The sequence below is a fragment of the Mesorhizobium sp. P2_B5 genome, assembly GCF_056404775.1.
The window spans coordinates 122545-141077 of record NZ_JBFUDJ010000013.1; the positions used below are offsets into that span (position 1 = coordinate 122545).

20 protein-coding genes are annotated in these 18533 nt (G+C 56.9%); 12 read left to right on the forward strand and 8 right to left on the reverse strand.

Annotated elements, in window-relative coordinates:
• The gene (locus AC1D1N_RS28720) at positions 1 to 1422 is read right to left on the reverse strand and encodes an FAD-binding oxidoreductase (protein WP_477352583.1); all 1422 of its coding nucleotides are present in this window, start codon (positions 1420 to 1422) and stop codon (positions 1 to 3) included.
• 174 nt (positions 1423 to 1596) lie between these two features.
• The gene (locus AC1D1N_RS28725) at positions 1597 to 3033 is read right to left on the reverse strand and encodes an exonuclease domain-containing protein (protein WP_477352585.1); all 1437 of its coding nucleotides are present in this window, start codon (positions 3031 to 3033) and stop codon (positions 1597 to 1599) included.
• 1147 nt (positions 3034 to 4180) lie between these two features.
• Between AC1D1N_RS28725 and AC1D1N_RS28730 the strand changes: the two genes are divergently transcribed.
• From AC1D1N_RS28730 to AC1D1N_RS28745, 4 genes are all read left to right on the forward strand, one after another.
• On the forward strand, positions 4181 to 5179 hold the full coding sequence (locus tag AC1D1N_RS28730; RefSeq protein ID WP_477352587.1) for a hypothetical protein: 999 nt from the start codon (positions 4181 to 4183) through the stop codon (positions 5177 to 5179).
• 101 nt (positions 5180 to 5280) lie between these two features.
• On the forward strand, positions 5281 to 5457 hold the full coding sequence (locus AC1D1N_RS28735) for a hypothetical protein (protein ID WP_477352589.1): 177 nt from the start codon (positions 5281 to 5283) through the stop codon (positions 5455 to 5457).
• Between the two features lie 50 nt (positions 5458 to 5507).
• Positions 5508 to 6020 (forward strand): hypothetical protein, encoded by a 513-nt coding sequence (locus AC1D1N_RS28740; RefSeq protein WP_477352591.1) that lies wholly within the window; start codon positions 5508 to 5510, stop codon positions 6018 to 6020.
• Between the two features lie 93 nt (positions 6021 to 6113).
• Entirely contained in the window at positions 6114 to 6494 is a 381-nt protein-coding gene (locus AC1D1N_RS28745; protein ID WP_477352593.1) for a hypothetical protein, read from the forward strand.
• A 389-nt stretch (positions 6495 to 6883) separates the two neighbouring features.
• Here AC1D1N_RS28745 and AC1D1N_RS28750 read toward each other — a convergent pair whose 3' ends face one another.
• The gene (locus tag AC1D1N_RS28750; RefSeq protein WP_477352595.1) at positions 6884 to 8149 is read right to left on the reverse strand and encodes a PAN domain-containing protein; all 1266 of its coding nucleotides are present in this window, start codon (positions 8147 to 8149) and stop codon (positions 6884 to 6886) included.
• A 145-nt stretch (positions 8150 to 8294) separates the two neighbouring features.
• Positions 8295 to 8831, reverse strand: a complete 537-nt coding sequence (locus tag AC1D1N_RS28755; protein ID WP_477352597.1) for a hypothetical protein — start codon at positions 8829 to 8831, stop codon at positions 8295 to 8297.
• Positions 8832 to 8911: 80 nt separating this feature from the next.
• Between AC1D1N_RS28755 and AC1D1N_RS28760 the strand changes: the two genes are divergently transcribed.
• The 5 genes from AC1D1N_RS28760 to AC1D1N_RS28780 all read left to right on the forward strand — a co-directional run bounded on the left by AC1D1N_RS28760 (position 8912) and on the right by AC1D1N_RS28780 (position 11483).
• The gene (locus AC1D1N_RS28760) at positions 8912 to 9658 is read left to right on the forward strand and encodes a hypothetical protein (RefSeq protein ID WP_477352599.1); all 747 of its coding nucleotides are present in this window, start codon (positions 8912 to 8914) and stop codon (positions 9656 to 9658) included.
• Positions 9652 to 10032, forward strand: coding sequence for a hypothetical protein (locus tag AC1D1N_RS28765; RefSeq protein WP_477352601.1), 381 nt, complete (start codon positions 9652 to 9654; stop codon positions 10030 to 10032). Before AC1D1N_RS28760 ends, AC1D1N_RS28765 begins: the two co-directional genes overlap by 7 nt.
• 10 nt (positions 10033 to 10042) lie before the next feature.
• Positions 10043 to 10735, forward strand: a complete 693-nt coding sequence (locus AC1D1N_RS28770) for an SOS response-associated peptidase (protein WP_477352603.1) — start codon at positions 10043 to 10045, stop codon at positions 10733 to 10735.
• Positions 10732 to 10908 carry a hypothetical protein gene (locus AC1D1N_RS28775; RefSeq protein ID WP_477352605.1) on the forward strand — a complete coding sequence of 59 codons (177 nt, stop codon included), beginning with the start codon at positions 10732 to 10734 and terminating at the stop codon, positions 10906 to 10908. Before AC1D1N_RS28770 ends, AC1D1N_RS28775 begins: the two co-directional genes overlap by 4 nt.
• Before the next feature lie 311 nt (positions 10909 to 11219).
• Positions 11220 to 11483, forward strand: a complete 264-nt coding sequence (locus AC1D1N_RS28780) for a hypothetical protein (RefSeq protein ID WP_477352606.1) — start codon at positions 11220 to 11222, stop codon at positions 11481 to 11483.
• A 198-nt stretch (positions 11484 to 11681) separates the two neighbouring features.
• Here the strand turns inward: AC1D1N_RS28780 and AC1D1N_RS28785 are convergent, their stop codons facing one another.
• A complete protein-coding gene (locus AC1D1N_RS28785) occupies positions 11682 to 13097 on the reverse strand; it encodes a UvrD-helicase domain-containing protein (RefSeq protein WP_477352608.1) in 1416 nt (471 codons plus the stop codon).
• Positions 13087 to 14790 carry an ATP-dependent nuclease gene (locus AC1D1N_RS28790; protein WP_477352610.1) on the reverse strand — a complete coding sequence of 568 codons (1704 nt, stop codon included), beginning with the start codon at positions 14788 to 14790 and terminating at the stop codon, positions 13087 to 13089. Before AC1D1N_RS28790 ends, AC1D1N_RS28785 begins: the two co-directional genes overlap by 11 nt.
• Before the next feature lie 307 nt (positions 14791 to 15097).
• On the opposite strand from AC1D1N_RS28790, the gene AC1D1N_RS28795 reads away from it, so the two are divergent.
• The gene (locus AC1D1N_RS28795) at positions 15098 to 15976 is read left to right on the forward strand and encodes a hypothetical protein (protein WP_477352612.1); all 879 of its coding nucleotides are present in this window, start codon (positions 15098 to 15100) and stop codon (positions 15974 to 15976) included.
• 460 nt (positions 15977 to 16436) lie between these two features.
• On the opposite strand, the gene AC1D1N_RS28800 is transcribed toward AC1D1N_RS28795, so the two are convergent.
• Together AC1D1N_RS28800 and AC1D1N_RS28805 are read right to left on the reverse strand one after the other, a co-directional pair.
• Positions 16437 to 16559, reverse strand: coding sequence for a hypothetical protein (locus AC1D1N_RS28800; RefSeq protein ID WP_477352614.1), 123 nt, complete (start codon positions 16557 to 16559; stop codon positions 16437 to 16439).
• Between the two features lie 188 nt (positions 16560 to 16747).
• Positions 16748 to 17626, reverse strand: a complete 879-nt coding sequence (locus tag AC1D1N_RS28805; RefSeq protein WP_477352616.1) for an ATP-dependent DNA ligase — start codon at positions 17624 to 17626, stop codon at positions 16748 to 16750.
• Between the two features lie 128 nt (positions 17627 to 17754).
• Between AC1D1N_RS28805 and AC1D1N_RS28810 the strand changes: the two genes are divergently transcribed.
• Positions 17755 to 17940: a DUF3606 domain-containing protein gene (locus AC1D1N_RS28810; RefSeq protein WP_477352617.1), complete on the forward strand. Its 186-nt coding sequence runs from the start codon at positions 17755 to 17757 to the stop codon at positions 17938 to 17940.
• A gap of 268 nt (positions 17941 to 18208) precedes the next feature.
• A complete protein-coding gene (locus tag AC1D1N_RS28815) occupies positions 18209 to 18394 on the forward strand; it encodes a hypothetical protein (protein ID WP_477352619.1) in 186 nt (61 codons plus the stop codon).
• The last annotated feature ends 139 nt before the right edge of the window (positions 18395 to 18533 follow it).

The following is an 18533-nucleotide window of genomic DNA, read 5'->3' on the forward strand; positions in this document are numbered from 1 at the left end:
TTACCGAAGCGCAATGAGTGAGGGCTTCGGTTCAATATTCTGGTTCAGCCGGAAGAGATTTGAAGGATCGAAGCGGGCCTTAAGCGCTGCAAGGCGGTTGTATTTTTCTGCGCCGTAGGCGTTATACGAGACATCCTTGCCGGTATCAGCCTGCTCATTCAGATAATTGCCGGCTTGAGACATCGCCGCCAGGCGGCCGCCTGCCTTTCGTCCCCATGCGATGCAACGGGAGTCGTCGACGGGGTCGTCCCAAACCGGCTCGGCAATCCAGTAAAACTTCGCAGCCCGCCCCGAATAGGCAGTGGCAGCCTCGTCAACGTCACTTATCGCGCCGCCAAGCTGCAGCACGTAGAATTCCGAATCCGGCGTTGGCGCAGTCGCGATTGAATCCAGGAGGCCGTCGATGACCTGATCGTCGATGTCGCCAAGGAAACCGCCCTTGGCGTAGTAGCGTCGGCCCCATGCAAAATGCGAGTCGTTGCGGGTTTGCAATTCGAGATATGTATGACCGCCGATCATGCTGGCATCGGCTCGTGCCAATGATCCATAGGGTTGAATGACCGCACTGGCGTTTTCCGGCGATCCGGACCAGAAAGCGCTCACGGACATGGTTGTCGATGTCATTGTGAAAGCTGTCGTCAGTTCACGCGGTGCTTCGGCCGCAAGATCACGATAGCCTCTCAGCACAGTGTCGAATGCCTGACGCGGATAGCTCCAGCGGCCGACCAGGACCGGTCCGAGAGGGTGCATCTTGAAGCGGAACTTCGTTACCACTCCGAAATTGCCGCCGCCCCCGCGAATGCCCCAGAAAAGATCAGGCTCAATGTCCAGACTCGTCTGCAATGCGCGCCCCTCGGCAGTGATGAGGTCCACGCTCAGCAGACTGTCGATCGTCAGGCCAAAGCGCCGGCTCAACCATCCCATGCCGCCGCCCAACGTAAGCCCCGCAACCCCTGTGTGCGAAATGACTCCAGCAGGCGTTACAAGTCCGGCAGCGGCACCTGCCACATCCAGATGCCCAAGCAATGCACCACCCTCGACTTCCACGGTGCGGGACACGGGGTCAACGACGACATGGTTCATTGCCGACAGGTCGAGGACGATTCCGCCATCGCAGGTTGACAAGCCAGGGAAGCTATGGCCACCGCACCTGACTGCCAGCAGAGCACCGTATTCGGCCGCAATCTGCACGGCCTTTGCCACTTGGACGGCAGTTCTGGGGCGGACAATCGCAGCGGGCCGCCGATCTACCGTGCCATTCCACACCCTGCGCAGTGTCTCGTATTCGGGTTGATGAGGGCCAATGACGGTGCAACTCGGCTGGGCAGCCTCAAGTTCCTTGGAAATCCGCGCCAGTAGCATGCCGCCCCCCCAATGCCCTGATTGCGAACCCAATCCCCACTTGTTCTTGATTTCGACCATAACACACTGCGGCTCCAGCTGTAGCGCCAGCGGCGAAGGCAATCACACAAGGACTGCAAAGGGCCACGGGCGTGAGTTCGGGGGAGGGCGAATGAACTTCCGCAAGGGTTACGACTTCCCATTCAACTTCTCCGAACCAAGGGCAGAGAAGGGTCCGAACTCAGTCGTTCAGCTTTATTGGGTTTTGACGATAGTGTTCGGCCCGTGCAAAATCAGGCCGGCTTCCTCACGCCACGCAGTCAATCTGGCAAGGTGTTCCCGCAGGATCGCCTCATGGTTCGGGGGAACATCGGTCAGCATTTCGTGGGCATCTTCAATCGCTTCTTCAAGCGTTGTCCAACGGCCAGTTGTCTCGGTCCTCGAATGAATTCTGGCGGCTATGGCGCGGGCATAGTCGGCACGCATATTAGCGGGCATGACATGAGGCGCATCAATGTAGATCAGTCGCCGCGACAACCCTCTGAGGCGCCGGTCTTCAAATTGCCCCGAGAGTTCGAGCCGACGCGGCCATCCCGCATCGCGGAACTCGTCAATCCGCGATTGGTCCGACCGGGAGTAGAAGCTGCCGTATATCTGGTCTTCGAGATGGGGACTCTCTGGGAAAGGAGAGCGGGCCTGCAAAACAGCTGAGATCAGCCGCCGGCGCAGACCTTCGTCACTGCGCACCAGTTCCGATCGGCGAGTGATCTCCTCCATCCCCAAATCATATCCAGGAGCTTTTTCGCCGACCGTTTCGATCGGCAAGAACAAAGGCGATGCGTTGAGCTTCAAGGAGGACACAGGCCTCGGCTTCGTTGCGATATGTGCCGCTAGTTCCTCGTCGGTCATCGCCAAAAGAGTTATGGGATCTTGCCTGAGATCCAACAGGAAGACTTCGCCCGAATTGTCCGGATTGGTTCCGATGGCGGTCACCAGGAAGGAGGAGCACAGGCCGAAGCGCAGGCGCGTCGCTACGAAGGCGGGATTCAGCTCAACATATTGGGTGGCGCTGGCCTTCGACCGGTATGCAATGGCGGATTCCCAAATCACCGGTGCACGGTCCTTTATCAGGCGGGCGATATGGATGGTGGCATAAACGTCAGCCAAAGCGTCGTGGGCGTTGCTGTGCTCAAAGCCATTGGCAGGAGCCAGGCGGTCAAGCTTGAAACTTGTTCGTCCCTTTTCATTGATCGGCCAATTAAACCCTTCCGGCGCGAACGTGTGTGCAGCAATCGCAAGTGGCATGATGTCCAACCGCGAATTGCCACCGGTGTTTGTGAGATAGATCGGGAGAAGGCTCGAATAGAAGGCCCGCCGAAGCAGCTCCTCATCAAAGCTGATCGAGTTATAGCCGACCACGGTTGCGGGAGACCAAGCCGTCAAAACCTCATGAATTCGCCTGCACATCTCGTAGTGCGAAGGGATCTGCAAATCGAACAGCTGATCGACACGCACGCCAGTGACCACCATGGCGCCGGGCGAGGGGACGATGTGTGGGAGCAGCCGGCAACGTATCTCGAAACTGTCGATGACAGTCAGATCATCATCGGTCAGAGCCGCTGCGAACTGCAGTATCTGATCGAAGCATCGGTCAGCGCCGGTGGTCTCGGTGTCGTAGAAGATGAAAGCCATCAGCCGCCCATTCCAGCCAGATCATGCAAGACGCTTCGAATAGGAATCAAGGGCGAATACACCGGACGCGAAGTGCAGTGGTTCGTGTCTAGACTGGTGTGGCGGCTCGTTGTCCGTGGTTGCCCAGCTGACTGGTGACCTCGCGTCCTGAACGCTCCAAGCCGATGCAGATGCCAATTCCTAAGCGGCCCCCATTCCGAGGATCTGCCAATCCGAATCCCCAGGAACCAACCAACATCCTCACACGGGCAAAATGCCCCAGACGTGAAGTCCTAGGAATACCGCGGTCCATCTATCCGGATGCCTTTTGGCGCCACCAAGCTCCGAAAATCGGAAGCGCCCATCCTCCCGGGGTGCTGTCGACTTCACTATGACAGTTGCACCTGTCAACCAGAGGGCCAACATACAGCCAGGCATAGTCTACTTTCGCCAGGCCCTGGTTTACATCCGCGCAACCACTTCCTGTAAAGTCATCATGGGTTCAAAGGTAACTAGTTTCCCTTTGGTTTACCTAAAGTTGACGCCGGCAACCCGAGAATAAAAAATGCCCACCTGCGCAACCAGTCGAACACACCAAAACCTGACGTAGACACAGCACCAGCGCGCACCGAGACGCTCCGACGTAAGAGACAGCGGCCAAGAGACGGATAGCTTCCTCAGCTCGCCCCTGAGCACTGTTGCGATTAGAGCCATCTAACGCAGTCAACGCTATAAAGCCCAAGGGCTAAATAGCTATTCAACGACCACCATCAGAGAGCACCGGAGCCAGATAGACACTTACCCACATGACGGCCCAACGGAGCCATCGCGTCGAGAGGAGCGCACAGAAGAGCTCGCTCAAAGACCAGGGACACCGGTGCCAGTGTAAGTGAGCGAATAGAGCAGTGATCAGGATATCGAACCTTGATTGGTCGAATTCACGCCTCGGTTCACAGCGGCCCTCCGGGATTTCCCTCGGCGCGCCCAACCCATGGCACGTCGCGCTGATCAGTCACCGGCCCAGCTGACATGTCGACGCCACCAGTTGGTCCAAGAAAGTGACACCCCCGACGAACAGGCCGGACGGTTTTCGCTATAACCCTCATCAGTAACAAAAAAAGACCGGCCAGTTTCCAGAAAACGACCGGTCTTATCAAATGGTGATGACATGGATTATAGCAGTTTCACGCCTGCTTGTCAGGTGCACACGCAAATAGGAGGCGGTGATAACACCGACTTCGAGACCCTCAGTGATGACGATCTCAGGGCTCTTGATACCCTCGAAGCGAAAGACCGCGTTGACAACAAAGTAAAGCGAACACGGAGAAAATCCGTCTATCGTGATGCTCTGTTTCGCCCGCTTTTCCAAGCGGTTGCCGAATTGGACGAGCTAAGGGTGAATGGGGGGACTTCAGTTACATACGCTACCCCGTCTCACCCTCTCTTCCCTGTCATCCATGTAACGAACGACCACAAGCATCCAAGCACACCCTACAAACACGAGAACCTGACCGACGCAGAAGAACGTCGCCAAGCCCGGTTCTGGCGCGACTACGCTGTCAGGCTGAGCAGCCTGCGCGAGCATGTCATTCCAGCCCCGTGGCGCGATCTGAGTGATCCTGCTCGGCTGGAGTGGTTCCACCATGCTCTTCGATCACAGGGCGAGGTGCAGGCCTTCACGCTGCGCCTGTCCGACGACGTCGAGGCGAGCGCTAGGGGACAGGGATCAACTGCCGGGTGGCTGTCTAAGCGTATCGCCAGGCAGCTGGAAGGAGCGCTTGGGCGCAAGGTAGATAGGTGGTTCGCTCTGGAGGTCTCGGATCATCATAAACTACACCTGCACGGCGAGCTTCAGATTACGTCCGGTGAGGCTAAGGCTGCCCGGAAAGCGCTGCGCCTGGCTGGCGGGGAGTGGGCGTCTGTTCGCCAGCATCAGGCCCATACTAAGGAAGATCCTAGTGTCATATGGGCCTTCTATAGCGCCAAGCGTTGGAACCACATCCGGCCGTGGACAAACTGGCGGCTCGCTCAAATATCCCGGCCCATCAATGGCGATTGGTATTCCGCCACCAAGCCTGTGCGCTCGTCGGCGGCTGAGTTGTATCTTGAGCGCCATCGAGAGGTCATCAAACTCATGAAATCGCTTTCTCTTCCGAAATCTGTGTAACTCACTAGTGACTAACTATTTGTTTTCATTATCTTTTATACTTGAAATCTTGGGCCGCAGCATCCACATATCCGGCGTCTAACACGAACGGAGTTCCGGATATGGATGCCTACCTGCTTGATGAAAATTGGAATGCCCTGGTCGATCGGCTTGCCGGCCCATTTGATGCGGATGCGCAGGGTTGGACGCGCCGCGACGAGGTGGTGGCGGCACTTATGGACGCTGGCGTCTGGCCGGCTGGGATTCAATCTGACAAGGTTTCGTTAGAATCTGATTGACACGAACGTTAGGTTGTGATACTAACGTTTCGAAATCAGGAGCAACGAAAATGGCACTATCAAACGCCGAACGGCAACGACGGCATTATGAGCGTCGAAAGGCAGCTGCCAGAGCCAAGAGTGATGCTGCGGAAATGACGAGGCCCTTTTTGAGGCAGCCCTTCTTTGCCTTCTTGCATTTCGATTCGAACTGGGAAGATGCCGAGATTGCCCTGCGCATGGCCGGCATCGAACCGCCCGAATTCGGCGACGACAGAGGCCCAGACTTTCCTTCTGACTTAGACGGCCTGGAACTGCCAACGCACCTGACCGACTCGGTCGGCCGCGCGGAGCTGACTGTCGAGTGCTTATTGGAGGCTGCCACGACTTTGGCCGGCATCATCAATCGCTACAAGCGTAAGGAGTTGAATGACACGCTGCTCGAACTCGAGCAGGTCGGGCCTCATGACCTGTTCATCAGGTCAAAGGCCGACACCGACATGTTCCGGATAAAGAAAATCCTTGATCGGCTCGACAAGCAAGTGCGCTGGACGCTGCCGGAATGGAAGATCAAAGACCTATAGGGTTTTTGGGAATGCCCTGACCGGGACGGCTCGACCGCAAAATCAGCGCCGCCCCGGTAGGTTCAACATCGCAAACCATGGAGACGATCTGCAATGAGAACGGAATCTATCACCACGCCCGTATCCCTGGCAAACATCAGCCAACGTATGTCGAGGCGACAATTTAATGTGCATCTGTGTGACCTCTATCAGAAGAACGGTGTCGACATCAAAGCAGAGGCCACCGTTGAGATGGGCGATGATGGCTTCGTTGAAGTGTTCAATTCACCTGAAGGGATCTTGATCGCTATCCATCACGGCTTTGCCGGTCTGAATTTCCAGACCGTCGATCTTATCCCGCTACACTCGATCGTCAGGAAGGCAATAGACCCCCACCTATTTGCGAACGAGATCAAATGTGACGTGCCCGAAGTCGCCTGTAATGTGGCCAATGCCGTCGCCGCACTGATGATGGCACGGGAGACTGCACAGTGACCCTCAATCCAGCTCTGCAAAAGCTCGTCTCGAAGGCAGCAATGAAATATTGTGCAAATGACGACGATGACTGCAATACTGATCATGACGCCTTTGAAGACGAGAAAGTTGTAGATAGGGCAATGGCGCGGGAGGGTAGAAAGCTTTTCCGTCGCGCCCATCGACTCGAAATGGAGGCGGAAGCTCTGCGTCTAGCCGCTAAGCCTGTAAATTCGAAAAGGGGGCGAGACCATTCCGCCCCCTTCGTCATGGGTGGAAGTTTACGAACACCCAATATCGCAGGCATACATCACCACCCAGGACCATAGACATGCTCAGTAAGCAGTTAGGGGGAGCCCCAGAGCGTGTTGCTGCGCGCGAGCGGTCCCACAAGCGACTCGTGGAGAATGCTATTCGAGACTGACGATCGATGTAGGCGCAAAGGTCGTCATTTTCTTCAGACCGCTGATCATGCCTTCACCATATCGCGGGACGCCGACTGCGCCTTTGAGCCAGCATTGGCTTTTTCGCTTCATGTAGGTGAATCCGATGCAACGATCGTTGGCGACGCAGGCCAGCCTGCACTGCGACGCGGTCACGTTCCTCCCATAGGGTCTCCGGGACAGATCTCCACCAGGCAGATCGACATTTTCAAACAACGCCGTCTTCGGGTCGATCACCCCCATCGAGAACGTATTGGGATCGGGATCAATGCTGCTCAGAAACTTGCCAGAGATGGCAGCTGAGTTGCCATCCGCCCTACCTTGGCTCGCCTTCAGGAAGCAGTTTGGGCCTCTCACCGCGCGCGGGTCCAAATTGAAGGTGAACGCCTTGCACTGCCCGCCCATTGATAGACATGCCTTTGCACAAGTCGCAGCATCGCCTGTTCGCTGGGAGCTGATATCATCGCCGTAAAGATCCAGGCCGGTAAAGACCACCATTCGTGTCGGGCGGCGGGTGTATTCCTCTATCGACGAGAGTTTGGACAGTGACGGGCCGTCGACTGTATCCGGATTAGGGGCGGGAGCTGCTGCAGGCGCGGCCGCGACCGAGGGCGGTTCCGCCGATCCTACATCTTTCGAAGCCGTGGTTGTCTGGACCTCCTGCTTGCGATTAAGCCCATAGCGCGCGACTTCGTCGGGAGTGAAGATATGCATGTCCTTCGGAGGTGTCTTGAACATCACCGTCAGCACCTCGACCGGCGTGTTGAAGCGATTGAGGACGTCGATGATGTCCGAGATGGAAAGCTGAGCGCTGACCAGATCAGTGGAGTCAGACGAGATCTGGTGGACGCCCAGCTCACCGTCGACTTGGCGCTCGACGCCCGCAAGGAAGATAAATGCGCATGCGGAATAGCAACCTGCCTTGTTCGGAATGTAGGTCGCAAGCTTCCGCTCGTGCACATCATCTGCGATCAAAAGGGCAATCTGGACCACACCGCCAGGGCTGTTGAGAACGATCAGCTTGGCGTTTGGTGCAGCCTCGGCGGCGCGGCGGAAGTTGAGCGCCGCCCCTGCATCAATCTCACCATTGAGAGAAATAATGTCCGAATGGGCGTCATCGACCGAAAAAGGTCCGAACGACTTCACTGCAGCGTGGGCGGAACATAGCTGAACCGCCAACGACAAAATGACCGGTAGCAACCGGCTCACGCAATATGAAAGCGAACTCAGCACCCTTCGCCCCCCAGCGGCGAATTTTAGCTATGAAGACACCTTGGCGACCCAACATGCAAGTGTCCTCTTGAGGATATCTCAATCGATCGACTGGACGCCCCACGCGCGAACATCTGTCACATCGGCGACCGTGTTCGTCCGGCCTTCAGTTCCTCGGCAACTTGTGAATCTCGAGCCTAACCGGTCCACCGCGGTCGCAGCTGGTGCAGAAAAGTGCCCTCTCAACCGAGCTGAAAAGCGCGCCTTTGCCGTATCGTCGGATAAGACCTTCGGGCTTCACTTCGGCATAGTGCGAGCAGTTCTTGCACCAGGCGCGCAGCGTATGCCACTCGCGGAGGTCGCCGAGCGCGACGTCGAGACCGGCGTGCACGCTGCCGTCCACGATGGTCTGAGGGTCAATCTTGACGTCGCCAGGCGTCAGCATCTTCTCCATCACATGACGTGCATTGTAGTGAATCAGCAGCATTCCCGGCCGGCGCCGGATCGCGACGTGCCAGGCGGTTTGGCTGACAAAGAAATCTGGTGACCGGCATATCGTCTCGACGAGCTGGGTTTCTTCCCGATCCCAAACTTCGATCCGAAAATTGTCCTCTGCCGTTTTTCCCATAGCTTCGCCGGCCAGCGCGGTGACGCCTCGCCATGGTTCCTTCTTGCCTAGATCGAGGATGGAAATAAGGAACATATTCCTCGCCAGTCAAGATCATCTTGACTCCAGCGTTCTCTTTTTGTTCACTGTCGGCAGCTTAGCCACAGGAGGAAGCCATGGAGCTTCGCTTGGACATCGAGGGCGCTAAGCCCGAAGAAATCGCGCGCGGGATCGACGCGGCCCAGGTTGTTTTTGATCGGGAGAGGATTGCCGCCGAAGTCGCGGCGAGCGGCATGTTTGCGCTTCAGGTCTGGGATATCAAAGGATCTTCGCAAGGCGAAGAGCCGAGCGAGAGCCAAAAGGTTGCGGCCGATGTCTGGCTGAAAGCCAAGCGCGCCGCTTACGAGGCCTGTTGCGCCGGATGGCGCGAACAACCGGTTGTCAGTCGCTGGGCGCTATGTCTGGGGCCAACTGATCCAAAGGTGAAGATCGCCAACCTGGCAACATGGCCCGAAAGACAGCAGCTATATCCCAAGCTCATTGAGCGTCTCGAAGCCGCCACCGGTCCAGATCGGCAACTCGACATCGACATCTGCTATGTGATGGGATGGGTAGATGAGCGGGGGACGCCGGAAGAGGCCGCTGAATTGGGGTTGCCATATCTCACGGCCAATTTGGCCGAGGTTGCCTCAAGCACCCATAAATCTCTTCAAGGCTGGACGATTGAGGTCGACCAGGCCCCTTGCGACGCTCGCATCATCGCGCCGGAGCGCGACGAAGACGACGATAGGAGCGTGGCTGCATGGCGCACTTTCGATGGCGGGGTCTATATGGAAAGGCCACCGGCGAATCCCGCGATTGCTTTGACACTGGCGGCTATGCGTCTTCAGGCCGACAGTTTTTTCGAGCAAGCAGCATGGTAAGGCGCAGCCGAAGCATTCCGGCGCCATCGACGATCGACCAGATATGGCCACACCAGGTCGCACTGCCAGACGATATCTGCACCGACCGGAACCTGACCATAATCACGAGATTTTGCCAGGACGCAGATGTCAAGCCGCAGATCCGGCACGTTCAGGCGATCTGGCCGAGCGGCGAATATGAGAACTGGCGACTGCACTGCTTCGCCGACGCCGCGGCGGCCCAGGCCTTCCTTGACCACTTCGGCGGGGTGATGTTCGAACCTAAGCGCGATCGGGATAAGGGCAAGACACGTGGCGTTTGGCGCCGCACCGGAAGCTATGAGCGGATACTTGATCTCGGCCCGCTAAGTGTGCCTGAGATCCTGCGCAACTGAGGTCTGGGCAATGTGTGGGCGCTACACCAGGTATCTGTCGTGGTCGGAGATCCATAGGCTCTACCGGCTGACGGCGCCGGCCGAAACGGGTCGCAACGACGCGCCGCGATACAACATCGCGCCCACCGACGAAGTCCCGTTCATCACCACCGGCGATGACGGCAACCACAAGCTTCGGACGGGTCGCTGGTGGCTGGTGCCGTTCTGGGCGAAGGAAATGCCCAAGGCGGCGATGTTCAATGCTCGGATAGAAGGTGTCGACACGACACCGGCCTTTCGAGACGCTTTCAAATCGAAGCGCTGTCTGATCCCAGCCGACGGCTACTACGAGTGGACGATATCGCCGGCAGACGGAAGGAAAGATCCATGGCACATCTTCCAGCCCGGCCATGCGCCGTTCTCATTCGCTGGCCTATGGGCCTACAATTCGAACCTTGAAATCACGAGTTGCACAATCATCACCGAGCCGTCAGCGGTGCCGGTTAACCAGATCCACGACCGCCAGCCGCTCATTCTGGAACCCGCTTTCTACGACGCCTGGCTCGATCCCAAGACGCCGGCGGGAGACCTGAAAGACATCTTGCGCCACGACATTGACGGGAGCCTGCAATTTTATCGGGTCGGGCGAGAGGTCAATGCGGCCGCCATCAACAAACAGCCCAACGATCATTCAGGGCTCATCGAACCGATAAGGCTCCTATGAGCGACGAAATCAGACTGCCCAGGCAGGACCATGTCACTCCGCCGGGTATCCAGCACCACGTCTGCGAGCACTCCGGATGCATCAAGGACGCCGGTTGGGGCTTCGCCAAGCCCCGCCAGGCGCCGCACTGGTTCTGCTTCGAACACCGCGCTGAAAGTGAACGCTTTTTGTAAGGAGGAAACAACAATGCCCCGTTTGAGCGTTGCAGCGGAGCTCGAGAGCGCTGCGGGTCGGATCGCCGATGTCTCTCGCGCCGATCTTCAGATCATGCTTCGGAGGGCCGCGCTCGTGCTCCGCAATGTCATTGGTGTCACGCTCGATCCCGCGACCGACGACTCGATCAATGGCATCGCTGCGGAAAATGAGTATGTCGAAGCCCGAGCTGATCAAGACCATCCTTGGAGACTGGTTGACCGCCAACGCCTATCTGCCGGTGCCTTGTGCCCTCGACGAGGAGAGTGTCGCGGACGGTAGCGTATAGCCAATGTCAGACAACATTCTTCCCACCCAGAAGAAACCCAAGCTGATCGTAGTTGTGGCGTTCGACCGTGGCGACGAAGGCGAACTGTTCACGGCCTACGGCCCAACAGATCAGCAGAGCGAAGAACGTGCGATCCGCACCGCCAAAGCGCTGGTCTCGAACCATGTCGGAGTGATCGCTTGGAGCCGCGATGCAGACCCGGCGCTCGGCGACTATGGGCCGCCGACGGTGTTGTTCACCAATGGTGATGTTCCGGACATGGAATGACTCGCCAATTCCGACAATGGGTTTACTCTCGTCGCGAAAATCCTGCAGCGAGGCGTGGCGAAGCATCTTCGCCCCGCAGGTGCTTACAATCGCGACTAAATCCGCGCCGGCATGCTCCAAGACCCGCTTCCAAACGAGATAGCGGCCGTGGGCCGACCAGCCAACAGGGCAAAGGTAGCTTGCCGGCTTCCCACTCCGTCAAATCATATTAGAGCGGGAGCAAATCACCAGTTGCTTGGCCCCTCGGGTCATTGCGACATAGAGGTGTTTCCGATCCATTGCCGCCGGATCAAGCACGACGGCAACATCCGCTTCCAATCCTTTCAGCAACAAAGTGCTTCCGACGGTGCGCTTTGCCAGTGGTCGTCCGATCAGCCGAGACATTTCTCGCACACGTATGGCAGCGTCAGCAGGTGTGACATCCACAGAACCACCACATGTCTCCAGCATTTTTAGTCCACCACGAAGGATCGAAGGTCGATGGGCGCGCACACCGCTCTGCTTGCCAATCTCCACAAGTAAATCCGCTGCGCCTCGGTAACTGGGCGCTTCGGCGAAGGCGATGGCAGCCTTTTCGGCATCGGTTGCTTCCCGCCGCTGCCTCGCCTCCTGTAGCGTTGTCACACGCTGCATCATGCTCGCACCACCAACCCCGGTCATTACGCTTGAGGCAAAATCCACGACGTGCTCCAGGACATTGGGTGACGCTAGGTTGAACCCTTCTCCGAATGTGACCAGATCGCGCATATCGACATTCTCGACGGTAACAGCACCTGGCGTTTGTCCGGCAAAATCGCGCTGGCCTTGCGGCGATCGTGAGTCTGCAATGATCAATACTTTGCCATCGAGCCCACCTACGGATGTCCTCCCAGCGAGGAGCCGAAGTTCATGATCTCCATGCCCGCCAGTTAGTCGAACCCAATGCACATTCGGGGGCGCTTGGATCAGGTCTACGTGTCGTCCGGCCACCAATTCATGACGAACATTTAGTAGATATCGACCGAAAGCCTCTTCTCCTGCGTTGATCCAACGCCAGGGTGTTCCCAGTTCGCCCACCAGCGGGAACGCAGTGCATACCTCTCGGTTCCAGTCAGGCAACGCGTTGCCACCGAAGGCAAATATCGCCTGCATGGGGTCGCCAAGCACACAAGTGGGAATGATCCCTGCTGCGTGGAACACAATGGCGTGTTGATGAGCTGAGCAATCTTGATATTCGTCGACGATGAGTCGGTGGTAAGTTGCAGCCAGCACATCATTCAGATGCCCGGCCTGCAACAATTTCCGTGCCGCTTCGCGAACTGCGGGATAGTGGGCAGCCGGGTTGCTCACCTTCAAGATCTGAGGGTCGTGGCCGCCACGTTTCGGAAACATCGTCAGTAGGCGCAACGCCCAACCATCGATTGTTGAAAGTCGATAGGCCCTCGAAGCCACGCCAACTCGGTCTAAGCGACCACGCAACGCTGCGACACCGGAGTTGGTGTGCGTCAACACGAGAATGGGTTTCGAGCCGGAATGCCGAGCAAGCGCGTCTGCGATGAGATGCGTTTTCCCACATCCTGCCGGGGCAGTAACGGTGCCACGGTTGATTCCCAGAAGATCGATCTCAGTCGGCACGGAAAATCCACTTGATGATTGCGTTGACTATAGCTTGAAAGCCTGGCTCGGCATTCGCCAGGTCCGGGCCGACGATGTCGCGCGCCGCTTCCTCCATCCAGGTTATCGACTTGAACCACCCGCTACGGCGCGACGCGAGCGCCATGACTTGGCGGCTTGTGGGCGTGATCGCACCACGACAAAATGCCAGACTCATCTGTCCGTTGGAGGCCGACGTTATGTTTCCGGCAACAACTTCCTCACCGTGAAGCCATACAGCTCGCTCCAACAACTGACGCACAGCCCCGTCACTTAGACTCGCGAACAGTTCGTCCTCAAGTGCACGCCCGGCACGCCATTTAAAAAGAGGATTCCCGCCAGCTGTGAAGGCTTGCTCTGCCAACTGTTCGGGCTGCCTGTCGTCATCTCTAAACGCTGCGACACGAAAGTGCAGCGCGTCAAAAGCGTTAGCCCGTCGATAGATGTTGTCGCAGCCTCCCGCATCAACGAGTGCAGCCCCGACTGCTGTAATTGAAAGGAAGTTACGAGACACATGGAATTGGTCCAAGCCCCTCAACAGTCCAACTTCGCTTGCTCCCTCACATACCAGAATGGAGGAAGCAAGAAATGCGTCCGGCGAACTTCGGATCGTGCCCTGAATGCCAGGGTCGCCGCCAACAAGCTGAACATCGTGCACTAGCCCACGCTTTCGGACGACGAAAAGTTGGTCGCCGCGCAATTCTCGCAGCGCTACCGGCGAATGCGTTGTCAGGAAGGCTTGAAGTGGGGGCGGCGCCTCCTTCGCGCCAATGGACCCCAGGAGTCTGATGATGCGATGGGGCTCAAGACCATACTCCAACTCGTCCATAAGTATGACAGTGGCATTCTGCGCTGCACGGCGTTGCAATCCTGCTAGGAGGAGACGCATTGATCCGACACCGAGGGATCGAAGTGGCACGCCGTCTGCCCCATGAAGAGCAATTGTTCCACCGCTGAAAGACACTGAATTTGCATCGAGCATAGCCTTCAGGTCACCGCCAACAGCGATACCAAGTGACTTCGCGACCTCGGCCACAATCTGCAGAGTCCCACCAAGCTGCTCCCCAGCCAAATTCCCGAAAGCAGCTCGCGCGTCACGTGCAGCCTTTGCTAGTGCGCCGGCGGTATCTGCACGTTCTTCGGATAGGCGATTAAGTATGGAACCGCGACGCCAGCCGAGATTGTGATCTGCCAAAGCACCAATTCGCGTTGGCGAGATGCGCGTGCGGTCCGCCCATGTCAGAAAGCGAGCTTGGCCGCGTCCCTCTGCACGATCCGATACCAATGTCCAAATTGGATCCAGATCGCTACCGACCTGCAGATTGATAGTCAGAACTGTTTCAGCTTGAACCTCAGGTTCGTCCTCGATCTCGCTGGTTGCCCCGTTGAAACTTCGAACGTAGTTGCCATAGCTCTCGATGCTCTTCAGCGAGTCATCTAATTCGCCGATGGTAATTGTGATCGAGATAGGCACCTCGACGTTCAATCTGTAGAAATCGGCGTCGCTAAATTGGATCGAGCGCCGTGCCCCTAGGCAGTAGTCGATCGCATCGAGTATCGAGGATTTGCCCGAGTCGCCAGGACCTATTAAGCAGTTGAGGCCGGCAGAGGGGAACCACGACAGTGCCTGGATGCATCGGAAGTTACGGATGTCGATGTGACGGATGCGGGCCAACTAATTCTCCCCCTAAGGCTTCTTGCGCCCTTAGTATCTGGAGTGTCCTAACTTCACCATAGAAGCAGACTCCGAGCGCACATCTATTCGTAATACTGCGAACTAATTTTGACTTTTTGAACGAGATCATCTCGGGTTGAGACCCCGTCCGAGTGCAAGATCGGGCTGCCGAAACACTAATTTGCTTCGTAAAAAGAAGGGGTCACAAAAAAATCAGAAGCGCTCTCTGTGCGAATGAATAGCCACACGCCATTCGACTTCCGTTGTAAATTCTCTTGATGTATCTATCTCAGGGGGAGGCCAGTCTATGAGATTTTTCGTGAGGCATTTTGGGATAGCATTTCTTGCTACGATTGCATTCCCTACGATGTCGGTTAGCAAATGCATGCTTGATGGATTTGACAAAGCGTTGCCCGCAGCGATCGGGGACGAGGTGGATAGTGGGGACGGCAAGTTCGTTTGGGGTTCGGACCTCGATCGAATCAATGGTCGAAATCGAGTTTGGAATTTTATCCGTAACACCGGACAAGGCCCGCTAAATGCTATGTGGAGGAAGGCCGATATTCGAATTGACTATGCCAAACCACTGCCGCCGGGCGAGGCGTATTGCAATCGATATTGGGTTAAAGAAATATCCGATAACGACATCGACGATGACGCTCCAATTATCTACGGCAACCACAACACGAGTCAGCGCGCCACGGTTTTTAGAAAGTTGGAGACCGCGCAAGAATCGGATGGGTATTTCGAGAGCGCAATTGACACGGCTTATGCCGACGCAAGCGGGGGGGTGCGGGAGCTTCACGTTGGATTCTCATATCGAGTTGAAGGCAATCGTATCACGAACATGAGTCTCGATGCGCCGGCAGACGTTTACGTATCGATCCCGGAAATTAGCTCTTCATGGTCCAGCGACACTCTGGCGACGTTCATTCAGGCCGCTAAGGAAAATGGCTCGGAATTCACAACGGGCAACTTTACCGATTTCTCCCCAAGCTGGAGTAAGTCCCTCTACTTTTCAGGAGATCCGGCCCTTAAATTGCCGGGTTATTTTACTAAGGGCCCGATAAAGAACTTCGGCATCACCAGTATGATTTCTGGTAGCGTAGATGGGCCAATGATATTGTTTGACTCTGAGAGGAGGCCAATCGCCTCAGGCTCCGTTACAATCCCCGTTATTAAGTAGAGATGTCCCTATGTCGTTTGAAGACTTCTCGATAGCGTCTGCTCTTTCGGAGGAGGCGCTGCTATGTCCACCGTTAGCATGAGTGTTCCGACGGGCTATGAGGCGCTTCACCTTGTCAGCGCTACTGCTATGGCGGCTGGATATGCAGTGGGGAGACAAACGGCTTCTGGAAAATTCCCTAGTGAAACGTCCAGACTGCCGACGCTGGCCTGTGCAGCAATCTCAGTTTGCAGTGTCGTCCTATATTACTTGGCGCTTAGCTATAATGATCCAGGTGTCTTCGGAACGATCGAATTGGCCGTCCTGGCATTTTTCACTTTCGCGCCGTTTACATACATACTCGCCATTACCCGGACCTGGCAGACGGGCTGATTCGAAAATGCATTGTCTGTGTCCTCGCCATGGCCGCGAGCACAACGCAGACCCGAATCATATCGCCGAAGAATACCCTCTATAGGTCTCACGGGCCGCCGAACAGCGCCTGATAGGCCAAGTCGCTTATGGACGCGGCGTCATCGGTGAAGGCGTGCGGCAGATGCCCTGCCATCCATTTTTCGAGGAAGTCGATGCCGCGTTTGCTCATGAGGAGATAAGTTGAGCCACCTCATTAGGTTCCGCTCATAGATATTCCGTGGCGGAAGAACGCCTCGCACAAACCTTTGTCGATAACTTACGCTTCGGAGTGACCTTTATTAGCGCAACCCATGCATGAGGACTTGGAACGTCGCGCCGATCTCTTTATCAATCTCTTGGCCCGGAATGCCCGCTTGCTCATTCTTCCCTGAAGTCCTGCAGCGAGGCATGACGTAAATCGTCCTCGCCGCGAAGGTGCTTCACGCGGCCGATCAGCCCTGGCTTTACCCAGACAGTCGCCGGCCGCTTCATGCCCTTTGGCGCCTGTCCTGGGGTCTCCTGGACACGCTTCCATAACCGTTCGCGCATTTCCCGATTGGCGTTGATAAAGGCGCTTCCGACATAGCGGCCGGTTCCGCGTTCTGCCATCAGCGCAAAAGCGGGCTTGCCAGGCTCGCGCTCGACGCCGAGCAGATCGTATTCCTCGATCATGAAGGCTTTGGTCTTCAGCCAGGCAGTCGACGGACCGCTGCGGTAGACACTGTCCTTACGCTTCGAGACCATGCCCTCAAGCCCGGCCTTGTCGACCAGTTCGAAGATGGCCTTTGCATCTCCTGGTAGCGTCTGGCTGAACTGGATGCGACCGCCGGCGGTGATCATCGCCTGCAGAATCTCGCGGCGGTCCTCCAGCGGCATGTCGCGAAGATCGTGACCGTTGAGGTGAAGCAGATCGAAGGCTACGAAATAGAGGTCATGCTGGCGGCTGGTGATAGCTTTGCGCAGCGCCTTGAAGTCGGACAGCCCGGCCTCATTGGTGACGATCACCTCGCCGTCGATGATAGCGCTTTCGACCTTCATCTCACCGGCCGCCTTGGCGAGGTCGCGGTAATTGGACGTCCAGTCCAGACCGCGACGCGTGTAGATGCGCACGCCGCCAGCATCCCTAATGATTTGGGAGCGGTAGCCGTCGAACTTCACTTCGTGAATCCAGCCATCGCCCTCCGGCGGCTTCTCCACCAGGGTCGGCATCAACGGAGGTATGAACGACAGCCGGTTCCCGCCGGTTGGCTTGCGCATCGGAACCCCACGCACATCGAATTTGATTCAATATCGCATGGTTGTTTCGGTTCCGTTAGCTGACTCTTATATAAGAGAGATGGAACATTCGCTGTCGGCCACTGTTTTCCTAACCAGGAGGAACAGCCATGGCGGACGACAAGACCAAAACCGATTTCCGTGACCGCGAGCGACTGTCGGGAGACGACGGCTATGAGGTCGCCCATTTCGCAAGAGAGTTCCAACTTACGATTCCTGAAGTTCGGGAGCTCATCAGGAAGCATGGCAACGATCGCGCGACGCTTCAGCGCGAAGCCATGCTGCTGGGCGCCTAGGTGAAGCCATCTGATCTAGGACCGCCCCTTCCGGGCCAGCGACATGGCGGCGAACCGGCTGACGAGCGGGAGAACTTATCAGTGCCCGACATGCGGGCAACTGGTTGACATGCGCGACCTGCGCCAGGTGCTCTGGCACGAAAAGCCAAAGCACAAGCCGCTTCTATTGCTGGTGGACTAGTTCGCAGCCTTCCTGGCGGCGGCCGGTGCCAAAGTGGCGTGACAAGCCGGACGCCTATATGCTTCGGCGGAATGTAGGGGAGCCACAATGGCCTACACTGTCATCTGGTATGGAAGACAGGGCATCATCGACAAGGTGACTTTCGACGCCGAGAAGGTCGCGAAAGACTATGCAATCTCCATGTTCCAGACCCGAAAGGGCGACGGTGGGATTGTGTCCGTTGAAGTTCGCAAGGACGACGGCGCTGTCGTCTTCAGCCACGCGGAGAATTAGGAAGGCCCGCGTCTCGCGCGGTCTGGCGCACAAGCCATTTGGCGGCTCTTCGCGGCGGGCCTTGCCCTGCTTCTGCTGGTCGCGTGTTCGCTTGTTGCAAACCCCGAAACATAAGCCGTTTGAAAATGCGAAGGGAAAA